The sequence below is a fragment of the Nesiotobacter zosterae genome (genome assembly GCF_033843645.1).
GTDB lineage: Bacteria > Pseudomonadota > Alphaproteobacteria > Rhizobiales > Stappiaceae > Pseudovibrio > Pseudovibrio zosterae.
The window spans coordinates 119,014-135,961 of record NZ_JAWXVZ010000007.1; the positions used below are offsets into that span (position 1 = coordinate 119,014).

The window sequence follows — 16,948 nt, forward strand, 5'->3', positions numbered from 1 at the left end:
ATGACGAGCGCCAAGCTGATCACCAATGTCAGGGCCGCGACGATCACGGGAGGGGGCTATGGGCTGATAGAGGACGCTGCCATTGCGATAGAGGGTGGCCGGATTGCGTGGGCTGGCTCTCGTGCGGAGGTGCCAGCTGCATATGCCAATGCTGAGCCTGTCGATCTGGACGGCCGATTGGTTACCCCGGCGCTGATTGATTGTCATACGCATCTTGTTCATGGCGGCAATCGTGCTGGTGAGTTTGAGATGCGCCTTGAGGGGGCAACCTATGAGGAGATTGCCCGCGCTGGCGGTGGCATTGTCTCCACGGTTACGGCGACACGCGATGCTTCGGAGGAGGCTTTGCTTGCCAGTGCATTGGTGCGCGCCGATGCCTTGATTGGCGAGGGCGTCGGGGTGGTTGAGATCAAGTCTGGATATGGGCTTGATATGGAAACGGAACTCAAGATGCTTCGGGTGGCGCGCCGTGTGGCTGACCATCGGCCCTTGCGCGTTGTCACCACGTTCTTAGGCGCTCATGCCGTTCCCAAAGGTGTGGACGCGGACGCCTACATTGATGAGGTTTGCCTGCCTGCGCTTGAGGCCGCTCATGCCGAGGGGCTGGTTGATGCCGTTGATGGGTTTTGTGAAGGGATCGCTTTCAGTCCTGCGCAAATCGCCCGCGTTTTCGATCGTGCAAAGGCATTGGGTTTGCCGGTCAAGCTTCATGCAGAGCAGCTTTCCCATCAGGGTGGAACTGAACTCGCCGCTCAATACGGCGCTCTTTCGACAGATCATCTGGAATACATAACTGACGCCGATGTACGCGCCATGGCGACAGCTGGCAGTGTTGCGGTGCTTCTGCCGGGCGCGTTTTACACGCTGAACGAAAAACAAAAGCCTCCCGTTGGTGCGCTGCGAGACCACGGTGTGCCGATGGCTGTTGCGACTGACTGGAACCCGGGTACGTCTCCTCTCGGTTCACTCCTGCTGGCGATGAATATGGCCTGCACGTTGTTTGGTCTCACGCCCGTCGAAGCCCTGAGAGGGACCACCTGCAATGCCGCTAGGGCACTTGGCCTTTCCGACTGCGGTACCATTACTCCCGGAAAACGTGCCGATCTGGCGGTTTGGAATGTCGCTCATCCTGCCGAGCTTTCCTATGGCATTGGCATCAATCCACTTCACAAACGCATCTTTGGAGGACGCCTATGACCCTTGTGCTGAAACCCGGCGCATGCTCACTTCTTGAGCTGGAACAGATTTGCCAAGGAAAAGGTGCTCGGCTTACACCTTCAGCTCGGGCAGATGTGGAGGTGGCCGCAGAACGCGTGCGCAAAGCCGCGCAAGGAGATTTACCCGTCTATGGCGTGAATACCGGGTTTGGCAAGCTTGCATCCGTTCGCATCGCGCCGGGAGACACCGAAACCTTGCAGCGCAATCTGATCCTAAGCCATTGCTGCGGTGTTGGATCGCCGCTTGAGGCGGAGACCACGCGTTTGATGATGGCACTCAAGCTGTTGTCGCTGGGGCGCGGCGCATCCGGTGTACGCTGGGATATATGCGCCTTGATCGAAGGGATGTTGGACGCGGGTGTTCTGCCTGTTATTCCCTCGCAAGGTTCTGTCGGAGCCTCCGGCGATCTGGCTCCCCTTGCCCATCTGGCTGCAGTAATGATCGGTGAAGGCGAAGCAATGTACGCCGGAGAGCGTATGCCGGGCGGAGCGGCACTTGAAAAAGCCGGATTGTCGCCAGTTGTGCTTGGTCCCAAAGAGGGTCTTGCCCTTATCAACGGGACACAGTTCTCAACGGCTTGCGCGCTGGTAGCTCTGTTTGAAACATGGCGGATGCTTCGAACATCGGTTGTGACATCCTGCCTTTCGGCTGATGCTATAATGGGCTCAACCCAGCCCTTGCACCCGGAAATTCATCGTCTGCGCGGCCATGCTGGCCAGATCGACGTGGCCTCAGCGATGTCGAGGCTGATGGAGGGCAGCGTGATCCGCGAGAGCCATCTTGATGATGACAGTCGTGTCCAAGACCCCTATTGCATCCGCTGCCAGCCACAGGTGGTTGGAGCGGCTCTGGACCTTGTGCGTTTTGCCGGAAAAACGTTGGAGATTGAGGCGAATGCGGTAACAGACAATCCGCTGGTGACCGCCGATGGCATTTTCTCTGGTGGGAACTTCCATGCTGAGCCTGTGGCGTTTGCTGCCGATCAAATTGCGCTGGCCCTGTCAGAGGTTGGGGCGATTGCACAGCGACGTGTCGCGCTAATGGTGGACCCTGCCCTCAGTCATGATTTGCCACCTTTCCTGACGCCAGAACCCGGCTTGAACTCCGGCTTCATGATCGCTGAGGTTACCACTGCGGCTTTGATGAGCGAGAACAAACATCTCGCCAATCCGTGCTCGACGGACTCGACACCTACCTCGGCCAATCAGGAAGACCATGTGAGCATGGCAGCCCATGGTGCGGTTCGGCTGAAGCGGATGACTGCCAATCTCTCCGTGATCTTGGGTATTGAGGCTCTGTGTGGGGCTCAAGGCATTGAAGCCCGCGCCCCCCTCGTCACATCCACTGCGCTTCAAGCTGTCGTGGCAAAGCTCCGCAGCCAAGTTCCTAGCCTTGTCGGTGACCGTTACCTCGCTCCGGACATCGAATTGGCCGCGTCGCTGGTGCGCAATGATGAACTCGCGCAAGCAGCTGGGTTGGAGTTGCAGATATGAGTTTTCTTGAAATCTCTCAGGGCGACAGTCCGCTTGTGTTGGGGCTGCCGCACACTGGCACAGAGCTTCCCGACGACATTGCCAGCCGCCTGAACGAGACCGGACGGGCATTGGCTGATACAGACTGGCACGTACACAAGCTGTATGAGGGGCTGGTGCCGGGTGTGACGAGAGTTCGAACGCGGATACATCGCTACGCTGTTGATGTGAACCGCGACCCGAAGGGTGTCAGTCTCTACCCCGGCCAAAACACCACTGGTTTGTGCCCGCTGACTGACTTCAACGGCATCGAGATCTATCGGAGCGACAGTGCACCCGATGAGGTCGATGTTGAAATCCGCAGGCAGACCTACCATGCGCCGTACCACGCCGCTCTGTCGGCAGAGCTTGACCGCGTCAAGGCTATGCATGGGTTTGTCATTCTTTATGATTGTCACTCCATTCGGTCCAAAGTTCCGTTCCTGTTTGACGGCACCCTCCCGGTTTTCAATATCGGAACGAATGGCGGTACAACATGCCACAACCAAATCGCAGGCCGCGTAATCGATTGCTGCACTCAGGCTGCCGACTACAGCAGCGTTGTTGATGGGCGCTTTAAAGGCGGCTGGACGACACGCCACTATGGGCGTCCAGCAGACGGCCTCCATGCCATTCAAATGGAGCTCGCGCAATGCTCCTACATGCAGGAGCGCGCGCCTTGGACCTATGATCCGGAGAAGGCCAACAGACTCCGTGCCCATCTGAAAACCATACTTGAAGCCCTGATAGAGTGGAGGCCCTCATGACCAACCCACGGCACAATCAACGCGATGTATACCCACCCACCGGTAGTGAGCTTTCGGCTAAGAACTGGCAGTCCGAGGCTGCCATGCGTATGCTGATGAACAACCTGCACCCAGACGTGGCGGAAAACCCCCATGAGTTGGTTGTCTATGGCGGGATCGGACGCGCCGCGCGGACCTGGGAGGACTTTGACAGGATCGTGGCTGGTCTCAAGGACCTTGAGGCGGACGAGACACTCATTGTTCAGTCAGGCAAACCCATCGCAATCATCAAGACACACCCAGACGCCCCCCGTGTCCTGATTGCAAACTCCAACATCGTTCCGCATTGGGCCAATTGGGATCACTTCAATGACCTCGATCGCAAGGGGTTGATGATGTACGGTCAGATGACAGCCGGATCGTGGATTTACATTGGCTCACAGGGCATTGTGCAGGGCACCTATGAGACATTTGCTGAAGCGGGCCGCCAGCATTTCGGAGGCAATCTGAAAGGCAAGTGGATCCTCACCGGCGGTCTTGGCGGCATGGGTGGGGCTCAGCCTTTGGCGGCGGTGATGGCAGGTGCCTGCTGTCTTGCTGTAGAATGCAATCCCGACAGCATCGATGCGCGACTTCGGACGCGCTATCTGGATGAGAAGACAGAGAGTCTGGATGAGGCGCTGGAAATGATCGAGCGCTGGACGAAAGCAGGCGAAGCAAAGTCCGTTGGGTTGCTCGGCAATGCAGCCGACATTTTCCCGGAGATTTATCGCCGAGGTGTTCGGCCCAGCATCGTGACCGACCAGACTTCCGCTCATGATCCAATTAACGGATATCTGCCGCAAGGTTGGTCGCTGGCGGACTGGCGGGCAAAGCGAGAGACCGAGCCAAAGGCGGTCGAAGCGGCAGCCAGAGCGTCGATGAAGGTTCATGTAAAGGCCATGGTCGATTTCTGGAATGACGGCGTTCCGACACTGGACTATGGCAACAACATCCGGCAGGTGGCTCTGGAAGAGGGCTTGGAAAATGCCTTTGCATTTCCGGGGTTTGTTCCCGCTTACATCCGTCCACTCTTTTGCAAAGGAGTTGGTCCGTTCCGGTGGTGCGCACTCTCGGGTGACCCGGAAGACATTTATAAGACCGATCAGGCCATGAAGGACCTCTTTCCAGAGAACGCGCATCTGCATAATTGGCTGGATATGGCGCGCGAGCGCATTTCTTTCCAAGGGTTGCCTGCGCGGATCTGTTGGATCGGCCTGGGAGATCGCCACCGCGCTGGCTTGAAGTTCAACGAGATGGTGGCGAATGGAGAACTGAAAGCACCCGTTGTTATCGGCCGCGATCACCTCGACAGCGGATCTGTTGCCAGCCCCAACCGCGAGACCGAAGCGATGAAAGACGGCTCTGATGCTGTCAGTGATTGGCCTTTGCTCAATGCCCTTGTGAACACGGCGAGTGGAGCAACTTGGGTCTCGCTGCATCATGGTGGTGGGGTTGGAATGGGCTTTTCACAACATGCTGGGGTGGTGATCGTGGCGGATGGAACTCCGGAGGCCGCAAAACGGTTGGAGCGCGTGTTGTGGAACGATCCGGCTTCAGGTGTCTGGCGCCATGCAGATGCTGGCTATGATATTGCGATTGAATGCGCAAAAGAGCATGGTCTGCGGCTGCCGGCGATCTTGGGCAACTAGCTCTTACCTCAACTCCAAGCAGGAGAACCACAAGTGCATTCATAGCGATGCACTTGTGGTGCCAGTGCGCTCATTCTGCTCAGGTTGTTTCATCAGCGTTCGGAAACTGAGCTGATCACGATTGAGCGGGACGCCTGATATCGGCGTTTCATTTGGCCATGACCGTCTATCTATTGCAGCTCTGTGAGGGCTAAATCCTAGCTCAGGAAAGTAGAGGTTGATCAAGGAGAGCCTGTTTGGGAGGCCCTCCTCTAGATCTTCAGCTCTTAAGTTCTAAGGTCCGCCATGGGCCTTGTCTTCAAGATCACCATAGTCGCTGGCTCCTTGAAGACGCCAATCCCCGATGAGAAGAGCTTGGGATTGCTGTTCTTGAACTCGGGGCTACATCCTTCCAATAGTGATTTGTCTGAGGGCGCGTTCGAAGCGAAATCTGTTCATCTCTCCTCTGTCGGCGTCGTCGCTCATCGTATGTCCGAAGAGTGTACTGGTATGTTCAAGCTGCTTCAGCGCGCGCTCTTTTTCGCCCTTGTACGCCATCAGATAGGCCTTGGAGATTTCCATCCGGAGCTTGTACATCTCCGACATCTCATGATTAGCGCCCATATCATGAAGCTTTAGGCATTCCTCCAGTGAAGCTTCGGTATAAGGGTCATAGTCCGCGACTGCTTGTGGGATCTCTTTTACGCACTTATAAACCGAGCTGCAGTGGACCTGTCCCAACCATTCGAAGTATTCCGCGAGATAGCCCATGGTCACTTTGATCCAAGGAAGGCGATCAAAGAAATAATCTTGATTGATCATGTATGAATTGGCGGGCATAAGGCATGGAAAAAACTGGCTGGTTACATGCCTGTTCAGTTCCGCTGTCTTGCATACATCAATAAAGCAAAGTTCAATTTCCCCCCCATCCCATGAATACGATCCCAGATCGCCTTCGCGAAGGCTTATAAGTTTCTCATAGGGAGAGATGTTTTTTCTGAGTGCGGGTAGGAAGGAATCCCCGCGCTTGAAACGTACATCTCCGTACTCGTGCCAAATCTCCCGCCCGTTAGCTGGGGCAGGAAACACGCCAAGCTCGTAGGCCTTAATGATTTTGTTCAGGCTAATTTCCTGAGCATTGTCTTTATCCAGCAGCCCCTGCGCGATTGAAACAGCGGAAGCGCCAAGAAAACTGCCGCCGTCAATTATGGCTCCAGATCCGCGAAACTTGTCTTTCGACAGGAAATAGAGAAGTCGCCTCTCATCTACAGAGATCATACCCGGCGTCTCTTTGATCGCCTGATTGAAAGGCGTCTCCAAAAAGTCAATTTCAGGCCGAACTGATACATTTGATGCGGTCTGTATTTCACTCGCTGTCGTCATGGAAGCCTCGCTGAGTATAGAGCAAGTTCAAAGATAATGTTTGAAGCGCAACAACAGAAATTCCCAGAACTCTGTACCAGCAGAACTCAGTGGTTGCGGCGTGGGCTTGTGAGGAACTGCTGGCTTTGTCCAGATCAACTGTGTTCATTACCGCCTCCTCAGTTTGTGCCAAAGGAGAGACTTTCGCAGCGCTTTCGGGATCCTTAGAACCCCTGTTAAAAGCCACCAGAAGGATTCGTAGACAGCTACAACTTGGTCCAAGTGAACATTGGTCTGCTTAAACCTTTCTGGGAAATGGTCATGTCGGAGCACTCCCTTGCGATAAAGAAAAGACCTTATTGGCCGGGTACAACGCCAACTGGACGTTTCTGTAAGATCCTGAAGCTTGGCGGTGAGTTCGCTTTCCGATATCGACTTTTGTTCCGAGAGTACGTCAAAATAGTTGGATTTGCTTTTATTCAACTCCAGCCATTTTTTACTGAAGCCGTCTTTGGTTACCCAGTCGCTGCCTTCAAGTTCGTGGCCATCTTTGATCATTACCGTGTTGCTGGCAATTCGATCTTGATGCCGAATGATACTCCGCGAAATGCGATAGACGTCTGCATTCAGTCGGTCTGGGCTTTGCATGTCCTTGGAAAGCCTCTGCTCGAACCCGGGGCGGTATTTGAAGTGGTAGATTGGGTAAGAAACATCGCTCAACGGGATTGGTGTGCAAACATGAGTTGAGTGAACATACTGAAAACCAGGGCGCCAAAACACCAGCGGTATCTTGTAGGACCTCACTCTGTAGTTTGTGGTTCCTGAGATGCGCGCTCTGGCGTTCGAACGCAAGTCCCCAAAGGGAAACCTTTCCATCGAAGAGAAATTGCAATTGGCGAAAGGGACGTAGTTGGGCGAGCCTTGAAGCAAGCCTTGAAGGTTCTTTTGAGTATTCAAGTGCCCCGTCAAATCGTCAGCGAAAAAATCGATCAGGGGAGCGTAAAGGCCGAAAGCCAATTCTCGGCGCATGACAGCGCTGACCTGTGCCAATGGACTTTTTTCTTCGCTTTGTGGTAGCTGCAGAAACTCATCCGCATCAACGACCAGCGTCCAGGTGCCAGTACAAGACGTGCAGCCGATCTCATTGACCCAGTCGATGCCCGCGTTTGCTTGCGCGTAGCCTCCTTTTTTCAGGTAAACTTGCGTGTCCTTTTGGTCTTTAAGGTACTGAATTGAGCCATCAGTACTCCCCGTGTCGACGAAATGAAACAGATTGACCCCAAGACCACGATAGTGGGACAAAAAGGCAGGGAGAATATCTCTTTCATTACGAAGCACGCAGATCAGCGGAAAAAGCTTTTCCGCTATCGGATGCAATTTCTCTTTCAAGTTCAAGTACTAATCCTTACAAAGCGCCGCAATTTTCGCCAAGATGTTGTGAGCGCTCCTGGTCTGTAGTCCTCTCGGGCGACTTGCTGTCCACTGCGCCTCCTATCAGGTTTTTCGCGGAGAAGAAGCGCGCTCTTTTCTTCTGCGTCAAGGCCTTCAAGAAACGGTGAGATCTGACGAAAGTCCGCCTCCTCCTTAACCTGATTTCTTGCTTTCATTGAGACGCTGTTGACGCGATAGTAGTAGAGTGGATCCGGGTAGTAGGAAACCTTGTACCCGCCTTGTATCAACCGATTGAAAAATTCAATATCGTCTTTACCTGTTCTGAAACGCTCGCTGTAACCACCCACCTGCTTGAAGACTTCGGCATCAATGAGACAGGTTGCATCGCCAACTACGTTCAATTTTCTGGAAAGAGCTTTTGCTGGCCCAAGAAAACGAATTTGCGTTCCCATGGTGCTTTCTGGGGTCATTGGTCTACCGTTGCCGTGAAAGCGCGTTGCACTGCAAGTCAGACACTGTAGGCCAGAAAACAGCGCTGCCTTGACCAAGCTTTCAACCATGCTCGGAAACATGACGTTGTCGTCATCAAAGAACAGCAGAAACTCTCCTGATGCCGCGTCGGCCGCCGCGTTTCTGGCGGCACCTACATACTTGTTTTTCTGATAGAGGAACTTCCAGTGCGGATATTGGTCTTCAATAGCTCTGAGCTTATCAAGGTTCTCGGGGGTTGAGCTGCCGTCATCCACCACGATGACTTCGATTTTTGCGTAGGTTTGGCTAGCAATGCTTTCCAGCGCCTGTTGAAGAAGGTCTGGACGTTCGTAATGTGGAACGCAGATGGAAACGAGCGGTTGTTGCTGGGGTTGAGCCGGTGTTCGGTCGCAAGAAAGCGAAAGCTGACCATGCCAGCGCTCCCAGGCCTCCAGTGACTGTGCCACCCGTTCGTGTTTTTTGGCCGGGGCCGGTAGTGTATCTACATGTCTTTCAAGCCTCTCCGCCAACGCATGGTGGTCTGGATTGAAAAGAACCCGTGAAGCGTCAGTTGGGCAAATGAGTTCTGGTGTCCCGCCTGTAGCTGCTGCAATGAATGGCACCCGCGCTGCGATGCACTCATACACCGCGATTGGTGAGTTCTCCAAAAGCGCTGGAATAACCGCAAGCCGGCCGTCCCCACTTAGATAGTCGAGCGCCTGCAGAGCATTGAAGTCATTGTGGAAAGTAACTTTCGTATGCCACTTTTCCTGGTTCTCAGAGATCAGTTTCTTTGCGTCAAAGCGATGGGAATGGCCCCCTAGAAAAGTGATGGAGGGAAGAGTTACCCCATTTTTAGCAAGTTCATTGAGTGCGTTCACAAACAACAAAATGCCTTTTCGTGGCTCTAGTCTTCCAAAGAAAACCCATTCAGTTGTCTTTGTTGGCCTTTCATTGCCGTTCTTCTCATTCTGAAGGTCTAGCAAATCATCTAGAAAAACATTGGGCCAGAAGTAACTGTGAGCGGGCAACTGGTAACCGGCATTCTGCATCCATTCGAGAAGGTGAGCGCTGCCGCAAATCAATGTATCCGCGAGCTCAACGCTTTTGCGCTCCATAAAAACCCAGGCCAGTTGTTGGTTGCTTTTGAGAAACTGACTGTTGCCTTCAGCTGACCAAAGTGTTGGCGAAGATCCCTTCACAACGAAATGAATGTTTTGGAACGCGATGCCCAGTTTTTTTGCCAGAAGTACAAAATATCCGAGGCCATGCCATTCAGAGACATGAACGAGGTCAAATGCACCTTCGTGCAGCCGCAGCCACTCATAAGCAGCGTATGGTGGTGCCGTCATGCGCGCCAACTCTGTTTTGGCCAGCGGTCTAGGTGCGACGCAGTGGAACTCAACCCCATATTTTTCGTAGAACTGCTTAATTTTGCGCACCTTTATTGGGTTGTGCGCCATGCGATCAACAAGGCATATAGCTACGCTGTGACCAATGCGTTTTAAAAACACTGCGAGATGAAAAAAAGCGGTCCCTATGCCGCCGTTTTTCACCGCGCCTAAAATGTCCGGTGTGACAATACAGATGCGCTTTGTGGACACCGGCTGGTGTTGGGTAAGGGCTGCTTCAAGCATTCTCATGGGAAATGCCCAGCTGGCTTGGTACTAGCATCTGCGCGCTATAAACCAGATGACCGTTGCGAACAACTTCGCCTGTCTCCTTAATTTTCAATGCGATATTTGCGCCATCAACTTTCATCTCCGGGGACAGATCAAAGCAAAAGCCATGGTTGGCAAGCTTTCTATTGCGTGTGCCAAAACGTTCAATCACGACGTCTGCCGTTGTTTCCGCAACAGGTCGCTCATTGAGTTCCAGCACGACAGTCAGAGTGCGGCTTGTGTCACTGCGATCCCAAGCCCACCCAGATAGTGTTTCTGGATTGATCGCGAACAGTTCCTTGGGCGGTACAGACCCACGGATTGGCGAGCCTTCATAACCGCGAATAGTACGGCTGACCTTCCGCTCGATCGTTCTGCCAACCTTGTGAGGTCTTAAACGCATGACGCTTTGGATGCCGCTCTTCAACCAGGTGCCTATCTTGGGGATGCTTTTGAGCTCAGAGCGGCGCAGTGCAGAAGACACTAGCGACCGTAGTCTCTTAGTCAGTCTTGAAGCAGGCGTATTGGTTCGTATCGGTTTTTTGAACAATGCCGCGATTGTTTGTGCGTCAGCGATTTGAGCCCCCGAAACTGCTGCAAACACGCGATCGGCCATTTTGATTACTCGAAGATATCGTGAGTTCTGAGAGCCGTGGTAATCTAGTACAAACTTGATGTGGAACACGCGCCCCGCTTCCCACCTATGCGGCACGTCAAACTGGTGAAGGGTCAAGTCACCACTGACTTTCTTTAGGACAATCTCCTGCCTTACGCCGTTTATGAACAGAGATCTTTCCCCCTCGCCGACAGCCACAAGAAGAAGTCTGGATTTGCGTTCGTCGACCCCGATGAAGACTTTCGGTGGACGTCGCATTGGTTGTGCTCTGCGATCACTTGGGATGTACCAAACGGCTTCGTGGTTCCTGCGTTTTTTGTCGCGAAACAGGTTGGGTTTGATATTTTGGCCAGCTGGACTTGAGATCGGCAAAAGCCCCATTTTGCGGCTGGAGATGTCACCTGCTTCGATAAGCGGCATTGCGCGCAAATAGCGGGAATTGGGATTCGCTTTTGTCTTTTCTAACTCGTTGGAATATGAACTGCTCTGCAATCGGCATTCGGGAATGACGAGCAGGTCGATTTTGTGGTTGTGGGCGGCTCTGAGAGCGTATTCTTGCAAAAGCCCAAAGCGGATATCGTAGGGTTGTAGCTCGCCAACGCGCTGTTGGACGTCTTTGGATACGCACAAGATGTTTGCGCCCACTGCTCCGCCATTTGCATTCTCGCATGCTACGTCATTGCCAATCGGCATCCCGATTGTCGTGTCATCGATCTGAACAAAGCTGGTGATGAGTGCGTCGCGTTTGTGTTGCAGTGCCACCCGCAATTCTGCAAAAAACTCTTGAAACCGAGTAGCGGTCCCATCACACAGTATGCAAGCATCGTACTTGCTGTTTCTCAAAGCCTCACTTAGCGCGGCACCAGCAGCATGCCCGAGACAATCTAGGGCTTTCACACTCTGCCCGGCTGCCTTGATGAGATTTGCCATTTTGTGTGCTGTTTCTTCCAGCGCCGGATCGGTAAACAGCAGTGTTGTATGGTCGGGAGGATCCTGAAGGAGCGATTTGGCAAAAAGCATTGCCTCCGTTTCCTCGCGAAGGAGAACAATCGCCTCCAGCGAGATGCTATCAGTTTCCGCCTCCGGCTTTGCATCAATCTTAGGCTCGCCCATCAAACGCGATATGGCTTCCTCGCCAGGGTGTTTGCTGAAAAGATCCGCTAGGTAGGCATGAAAACCATACCATGTTTCCAAGTTCTTGTGGTTGTTGAAGCTTGGTTCTGCAATCCGGTGGCCCATTGTGAGGGCATGCTTTAGTTTTTGCGCTAACTCGTATGCATTCGGGGCAATGAGCGTTTCCTCGTGATCGGCTGTTGCTATCAGCTCCGCTGTGCCTCCCACATCTGTAGCTATAAACGGGATCCTGTTCTCAAGAGTTTCGTAGACCGCCATTGTGGAGTTTTCAATGAGAGAAGGCATGACGGCCAGCATGTCCCGGGAGCACAAGAATGAGAGCGCTTCAGGCTGATTAAGGTCCGTAATTCGGTTGACTTCGAACTTCCAGCCGGCGGATTTGCGGGTAATGAAATCCTCGACTTTTTCATTGGCGTGATTTGTCAGAGGAGCGCCGTACTTGCCGAGAAAGTTGACGCGTTTCGGACGAATGCCATCTCGCTCCAAAATGTCGAGCGCGCTGCAAAAAAGCTCAATCCCTTTGCGAGCTTCAAGCCGCCCGAAGAACGTGACTTCAGTTGACTGAACCAGATCACCCGGCTTTCGGGAGGGACGTTTGTCGACGACCTTGACCTCAGAGAAGTCGAGAATATTCGGCTGGACAAAGCTAAACGTAGGCAACTGATAGCCCACATGGCGCATGAAGCTGAGCAAATGAGCGCTGCCGCCAATCACCATGTCTGCCAGCTCGACGCATTTTTGCTCTGCAAAGCTTGCGGCGACGAGATCCAATTTCTCGATTGGCTGCATTTGATAGTGACGGTTCCATAGATGCGGCGACGACGTCTTCACGATGAAGAGGGTGTTTTTAAAGGCCAGACCAAGCTTTTTGGCCATCAGCGCATAGACCAGACCGCCACGCCATTCAGATGTATGGATCACATCGAAATTATTCTGGTTTTTTAGCCACTTGTATGCGGCTGCATAACGCTGCTGCCAGAATTGGGAAGGGCCGACAATGGCCTCAGGCATGTGCTCCAGATAATGTAAGGCAACTCCGAACTCGGCAAAGTGTTTAACCCAGTGGTCGGCTGTCTTGTTTTCAACAGTTGGTCCCTTGAGGTACAGCACATGTACCTCATGCCCGTGGGCAGCAAGCCCCTTGGCCAAGTGGTAATAGGTCGAGGCAATGCCGCCGTTTCGGACAGGACCGAGTATTTCTTCGGTGGCGATACATAGCCGCAGCTTGCGGCTCGAGGTGTAGGCCGCATACTTTTCCAGGTCAGGAAAGGATGCTACTTCAAACGTATCGTGTTGCATTTGCTAGACCCCAACTCCGATACGCTGGGTGGAACCGTCGATGCCTTGGAAGTAACTCCAAGTCGCTCTGATGCCGTCGATCAATTCAGTCTGTGGCTCGAAATCAAGCATCCTTGATGCTTTGGAAATATCGGTGTGATTGTGTTTGATCTCACCTCTTCTAAAGTCGCGGTACTCTACTCGAAGCCTCTGTCCAAACCCTGTAACGTTTCTAAGCAGGTCAATGACTTCATTGACTGCAGTTGGTTTGCCGCTGCCAAGCTGAAAGACGCCTTTACTCGTGAGTTTGAGCGCATTTATGATGCCTTGGCAAAGGTCTTCAACGAAAATAAAATCTCGCGTCTGTGTGCCATCCCCGTAAACAACACAGGTTTCACCCTTGAGAGCATTTTTGATGAATGCCGCGATAACGCTGCCTTTACGTAGGGAAAGTGGGCCGTAAACGTTGGAAAAGCGCAGCGAGGCTGCAGCGAGGCCATAGCTTTCCGAATAAGCTGAGCAGTAGGCTTCAGCTGCGGCTTTGGAGGCACCGTAGGCAGAGGCCGGTCTTGGAACCATTTCCTCGTGTACGGGCGGTACTGCTTCACCAAGAATTGCGCCGCCAGTTGAAGCGTTTACAAGCCGAGAAACGCCATGGGCGCGCATTGCCTCAAGAAGATTCACCGTGCCGCGGACGTTGACCTCAAAGTTGTAAAGAGGCGCTGCAATTGAATCAATGACCCTCGTGTCTGCAGCTAGATGAACCACGGCATCCACACCGTCCATTGCTTTGTCAATGTCAGCAGGATTTCTCACATCCCCTTTAATAAAGGTGTGAGGGTGACCTGAGATCGACGAACGGTCGGAGGTTGCTTCATTGTCAAGGACAATGATGTCCTCGCAAAGCTTCCTGGAGCATAGTTCTCGAATGAGATTTGAGCCAATAAAACCGCAGCCGCCTGTCACAAGAACTCTGTTAAACACTTTGATACTATCCGCTAATGGTTGTTTCGAGATTGGGGGCCGCTTTATTTTTGCTCCAGTAGGAAACGCAGGGTATTTTCGAATGATCTGCACGCGACCTGTAGCGTTCTGTTATCTCTTTAATTTCATTAAGCAGCCCATCTTCAATGAGCGTTGGTGTCCAACCGAAGGACCTCAGCAGATCATTGCGGACCACCAGATCGTTCTTCTCAGCTTCATTTCGAGGGTTTTTTAGATAGCTGATCTTACAGCCTGTCATCTCTTGGATGTGCAATGCCAAGTCACAAAGGGTTTTGGTCTCTGCCATCTGGTTAAGCACAAGAGGTCGTGCGCCGGCAGTCGGTGGATGCAAGAGTGCCTGCTCAATGCACTTACAGGTGTCAGAGATGTGAATGAAAGCTCGAGTTTGCCCCCCAGTTCCGTGCACCGTCAGTGGATACCCGACAGCTGCTTGCATCAAGAAGCGGTTGAGAACCGTTCCGTAGTCGCCGTCATAATCGAAGCGGTTAATAAGCCGTTCGTCCAGTTCGGTCAGTTCCGTTTGAGTTCCCCATACGATGCCCTGATGCAAATCTGTGATACGGAGCTTGTCATTCTTTGCGTAGAACTGAAACATCTGAGCGTCCATCGTCTTAGTCATATGATAGATGGAGCCTGGGTTTGGAGGATAGATAATTGTATCCGAGACCTGCCTGCCGTCGAGTGTGTCAATTTTCACCTCTAGGTAGCCTTCAGGAATCGGAATTGGTTCCTCATGGCCGTAGCCATAGACGCCCATCGTGCCCAGGTGCACCAAATGCACATCAAGCCCTGTTTCCACTATTGCGTTAAGTACATTGTGGGTGCCGCAAATATTGTTCTGGATGGTATAATTCTTCGTATGGCCGGACTTCATCGAATATGGCGCGGCCCGTTGTTCTGCAAAGTGAATAATAGCATCAGGCTGTTCTTCCCTGAGCGTGGACAGCAGTCCCTCGAAATCAGCGGCAATATCCAACTCGATAAACCGTATTACATGACCGGTACGATCGAACCATGCATCCAGCCGATCGCCCACCCCAGAAATCGGTGTCAAGGAGTTGGTGCCCATTTCTTCATCAATGCGTCTGCGAGAGAGGTTGTCCAGAATAATCACGTCGTGCCCAAGATTAGACATGTGTAGCGCAGTCGGCCAACCACAGAAGCCGTCGCCACCCAAGACAATAATTTTCATACTAAAACTCTCCCGAGTTATCACTGAATTAGCAGCCGAATCTAAAATTGCTCTAAAAACATAGCAGTTCTGCGGGATTTTACCGATACCTTGATTTTGCTAAGAAGTGCCATTCCACAACTCCAGGGCAGCTGATAAATGAACTGGTTCGCGTTTAGAGTAATAAAGCGACTCAGCTCGAAATTTCTGTAGTTGAGCGCACCATAAAATCGAACTATTTAAGGTAAGATTCGGTGGTTTGACTTTGGAGTTAGATATTTCTAGGTAGGAAGCCAAAAACCTCTCGGGGCTTCAGTGAGAATTTCGCTGTTTGATTTAGAATAAGGATTTTTGTCATGAATACTTCTCCAGAGAGTGCGACCAACTTACTAATGAGCTATGAAGACGGAAAGAGTTTCGCGCTCAAAGGAGATGTCGTCAAAGCGCGAGAAGTTCTAGGTCCGATAGTCGAGTTCAATCCCTATCATCCCGCAGCCTATTTCCTGTGTCTTGTAGAAATGAAGTCTGGCAACTTAAGAAACTGCGAAAAACTCTGCGAGACTTTCTTGAGCCGAAATACAAAGCATCCGGGAATGAGGGCTATTGCGGCCGAGCTGCACATAAAAAAGCAAAATTATGCAGCTGCGAAGGCGGAGATTGATATTGCATTACGTGCAAATCCGACCCACCAAGCCGCAATTCGTGCCTCTGATCGATTGAGGGCCTTGATGCGGCAACAGCAAACTAAAAAGATTGTTGACCGGTTGGCGACTTCAGGCTTTGGGGGCATACGCAAAATTGGACGGATTAAGAACGCTGAAAGACTTCAAAGAATTCGCCCTTTGCAGCAATGGGATGATGATCCGATTGAGGCCAAAGTTGCCTACTTCCATCATTGCGCCGATGTTCAAGTGGCATTGAATAGCTACGTGCCTGAGCTCATCGACAACGCAGTTGAGTTCGGTTATTGCACCTGGCCCCGAAAAATCCAGGGCCTGATACAGGGCCGTAGTGTGCTTGACGTGGGCTGTGGGTTTGGCGGGTATGCGATAGGTTTTCTCTGTGCCGGGGCGACGAGCTACACCGGCATAGATCCTGCTATGAAGTTGGATGAAAAGCGCATGAGAAACAAGCGCCTAAGGCAGTGGGTGCCTGTTAACATGTCGGCGCGTGAGATCATGGAACTGGTGCCTGCAATTGAGTTGCGTCAGGTGTCTACGCGAGACATTTTGGGAGAAAAGCAATTTGATGTGATCTGTCTTCACAACGTCACTGAGCATCTTCTGCAGATTGAGAGTGTATTTGAGGATATCTCTAAGTTGTTAGTGAGGGGCGGTAAAGTTGTGTTTATGCATCACAACTTTTTTGGTTGGAGCGGCCATCATATGCAGCCGCATCATCCCAGGTTGCTGGATGAACAAAATCCTGATCATTTAAAGTATTGCGATTGGAATCACATCAAGATTATGGATCATTTGCCGGATGATCATTACCTAAATACCAATTTGAATCGTATTCGTATTGATGATCTAAAAAGAATTGTTAACAAACATTTCAAAATAGAGGCATGGGAGCATAAATATTCTTCTAAAGCTGTTTTGGAGCGTCTTACTCCAGAGGTTCTGGAAAGTGTTATTAGGGTAAAGAGTGATCTTACTGCAGAGGAGTTGAAAACAAATGCAGTTTACTGCGTTGCTGAAGGTTAAGGGATGC

The 16,948-nt window shown here is 52.1% G+C and carries 12 protein-coding genes; 5 read left to right on the forward strand and 7 right to left on the reverse strand.

Annotation, left to right across the window (positions count from 1 at the left end; translation table 11 throughout):
* Genes hutI through hutU form a run of 4 tightly spaced genes read left to right on the forward strand, consistent with a single transcriptional unit; the run spans position 1 to position 5,166 of the window.
* Positions 1-1,197 (forward strand): imidazolonepropionase, encoded by a 1,197-nt coding sequence (gene hutI, locus Q3Y58_RS11985; protein WP_319622400.1) that lies wholly within the window; start codon positions 1-3, stop codon positions 1,195-1,197.
* Entirely contained in the window at positions 1,194-2,711 is a 1,518-nt protein-coding gene (hutH, locus tag Q3Y58_RS11990) for a histidine ammonia-lyase (RefSeq protein ID WP_319622401.1), read from the forward strand. The genes hutI and hutH overlap by 4 nt, the downstream gene beginning before the upstream one ends.
* On the forward strand, positions 2,708-3,496 hold the full coding sequence (gene hutG / locus Q3Y58_RS11995; RefSeq protein ID WP_319622402.1) for an N-formylglutamate deformylase: 789 nt from the start codon (positions 2,708-2,710) through the stop codon (positions 3,494-3,496). Before hutH ends, hutG begins: the two co-directional genes overlap by 4 nt.
* Positions 3,493-5,166 (forward strand): urocanate hydratase, encoded by a 1,674-nt coding sequence (hutU, locus tag Q3Y58_RS12000; RefSeq protein WP_319622403.1) that lies wholly within the window; start codon positions 3,493-3,495, stop codon positions 5,164-5,166. Before hutG ends, hutU begins: the two co-directional genes overlap by 4 nt.
* A gap of 381 nt (positions 5,167-5,547) precedes the next feature.
* Here hutU and Q3Y58_RS12005 read toward each other — a convergent pair whose 3' ends face one another.
* The 7 genes from Q3Y58_RS12005 to Q3Y58_RS12035 are packed head-to-tail and all read right to left on the reverse strand — an operon-like array spanning position 5,548 to position 15,256.
* Positions 5,548-6,528 carry a hypothetical protein gene (locus tag Q3Y58_RS12005; protein WP_319622404.1) on the reverse strand — a complete coding sequence of 327 codons (981 nt, stop codon included), beginning with the start codon at positions 6,526-6,528 and terminating at the stop codon, positions 5,548-5,550.
* On the reverse strand, positions 6,512-6,676 hold the full coding sequence (locus Q3Y58_RS12010; RefSeq protein WP_319622405.1) for a hypothetical protein: 165 nt from the start codon (positions 6,674-6,676) through the stop codon (positions 6,512-6,514). Before Q3Y58_RS12010 ends, Q3Y58_RS12005 begins: the two co-directional genes overlap by 17 nt.
* Positions 6,676-7,902 (reverse strand): glycosyltransferase family 2 protein, encoded by a 1,227-nt coding sequence (locus Q3Y58_RS12015; RefSeq protein ID WP_319622406.1) that lies wholly within the window; start codon positions 7,900-7,902, stop codon positions 6,676-6,678. The genes Q3Y58_RS12010 and Q3Y58_RS12015 overlap by 1 nt, the downstream gene beginning before the upstream one ends.
* Positions 7,899-10,013: a glycosyltransferase gene (locus Q3Y58_RS12020; protein WP_319622407.1), complete on the reverse strand. Its 2,115-nt coding sequence runs from the start codon at positions 10,011-10,013 to the stop codon at positions 7,899-7,901. Before Q3Y58_RS12020 ends, Q3Y58_RS12015 begins: the two co-directional genes overlap by 4 nt.
* Entirely contained in the window at positions 10,000-13,080 is a 3,081-nt protein-coding gene (locus Q3Y58_RS12025; protein ID WP_319622408.1) for a glycosyltransferase family 4 protein, read from the reverse strand. The genes Q3Y58_RS12020 and Q3Y58_RS12025 overlap by 14 nt, the downstream gene beginning before the upstream one ends.
* 3 nt (positions 13,081-13,083) lie before the next feature.
* A complete protein-coding gene (locus Q3Y58_RS12030; protein ID WP_319622409.1) occupies positions 13,084-14,136 on the reverse strand; it encodes an NAD-dependent epimerase/dehydratase family protein in 1,053 nt (350 codons plus the stop codon).
* The gene (locus Q3Y58_RS12035; RefSeq protein WP_319622410.1) at positions 14,051-15,256 is read right to left on the reverse strand and encodes an NAD-dependent epimerase/dehydratase family protein; all 1,206 of its coding nucleotides are present in this window, start codon (positions 15,254-15,256) and stop codon (positions 14,051-14,053) included. The genes Q3Y58_RS12030 and Q3Y58_RS12035 overlap by 86 nt, the downstream gene beginning before the upstream one ends.
* A 335-nt stretch (positions 15,257-15,591) precedes the next feature.
* Here Q3Y58_RS12035 and Q3Y58_RS12040 point away from each other — a divergent pair, with 335 nt between their 5' ends.
* The gene (locus Q3Y58_RS12040; protein ID WP_319622411.1) at positions 15,592-16,941 is read left to right on the forward strand and encodes a methyltransferase; all 1,350 of its coding nucleotides are present in this window, start codon (positions 15,592-15,594) and stop codon (positions 16,939-16,941) included.
* Positions 16,942-16,948: the final 7 nt, after the last annotated feature.

Coding starts and splice junctions, on each gene's coding strand:
- Q3Y58_RS12025 (WP_319622408.1), bottom strand. CDS start 13,080: ATGCAACACGATACGTTTGAAGTAGCATCCTTTCCTGACCTGGAAAAG.
- Q3Y58_RS12010 (WP_319622405.1), bottom strand. CDS start 6,676: ATGAACACAGTTGATCTGGACAAAGCCAGCAGTTCCTCACAAGCCCAC.
- hutG (WP_319622402.1), top strand. CDS start 2,708: ATGAGTTTTCTTGAAATCTCTCAGGGCGACAGTCCGCTTGTGTTGGGG.
- hutH (WP_319622401.1), top strand. CDS start 1,194: ATGACCCTTGTGCTGAAACCCGGCGCATGCTCACTTCTTGAGCTGGAA.
- hutI (WP_319622400.1), top strand. CDS start 1: ATGACGAGCGCCAAGCTGATCACCAATGTCAGGGCCGCGACGATCACG.
- Q3Y58_RS12020 (WP_319622407.1), bottom strand. CDS start 10,013: ATGAGAATGCTTGAAGCAGCCCTTACCCAACACCAGCCGGTGTCCACA.
- hutU (WP_319622403.1), top strand. CDS start 3,493: ATGACCAACCCACGGCACAATCAACGCGATGTATACCCACCCACCGGT.
- Q3Y58_RS12005 (WP_319622404.1), bottom strand. CDS start 6,528: ATGACGACAGCGAGTGAAATACAGACCGCATCAAATGTATCAGTTCGG.
- Q3Y58_RS12035 (WP_319622410.1), bottom strand. CDS start 15,256: ATGAAAATTATTGTCTTGGGTGGCGACGGCTTCTGTGGTTGGCCGACT.
- Q3Y58_RS12040 (WP_319622411.1), top strand. CDS start 15,592: ATGAATACTTCTCCAGAGAGTGCGACCAACTTACTAATGAGCTATGAA.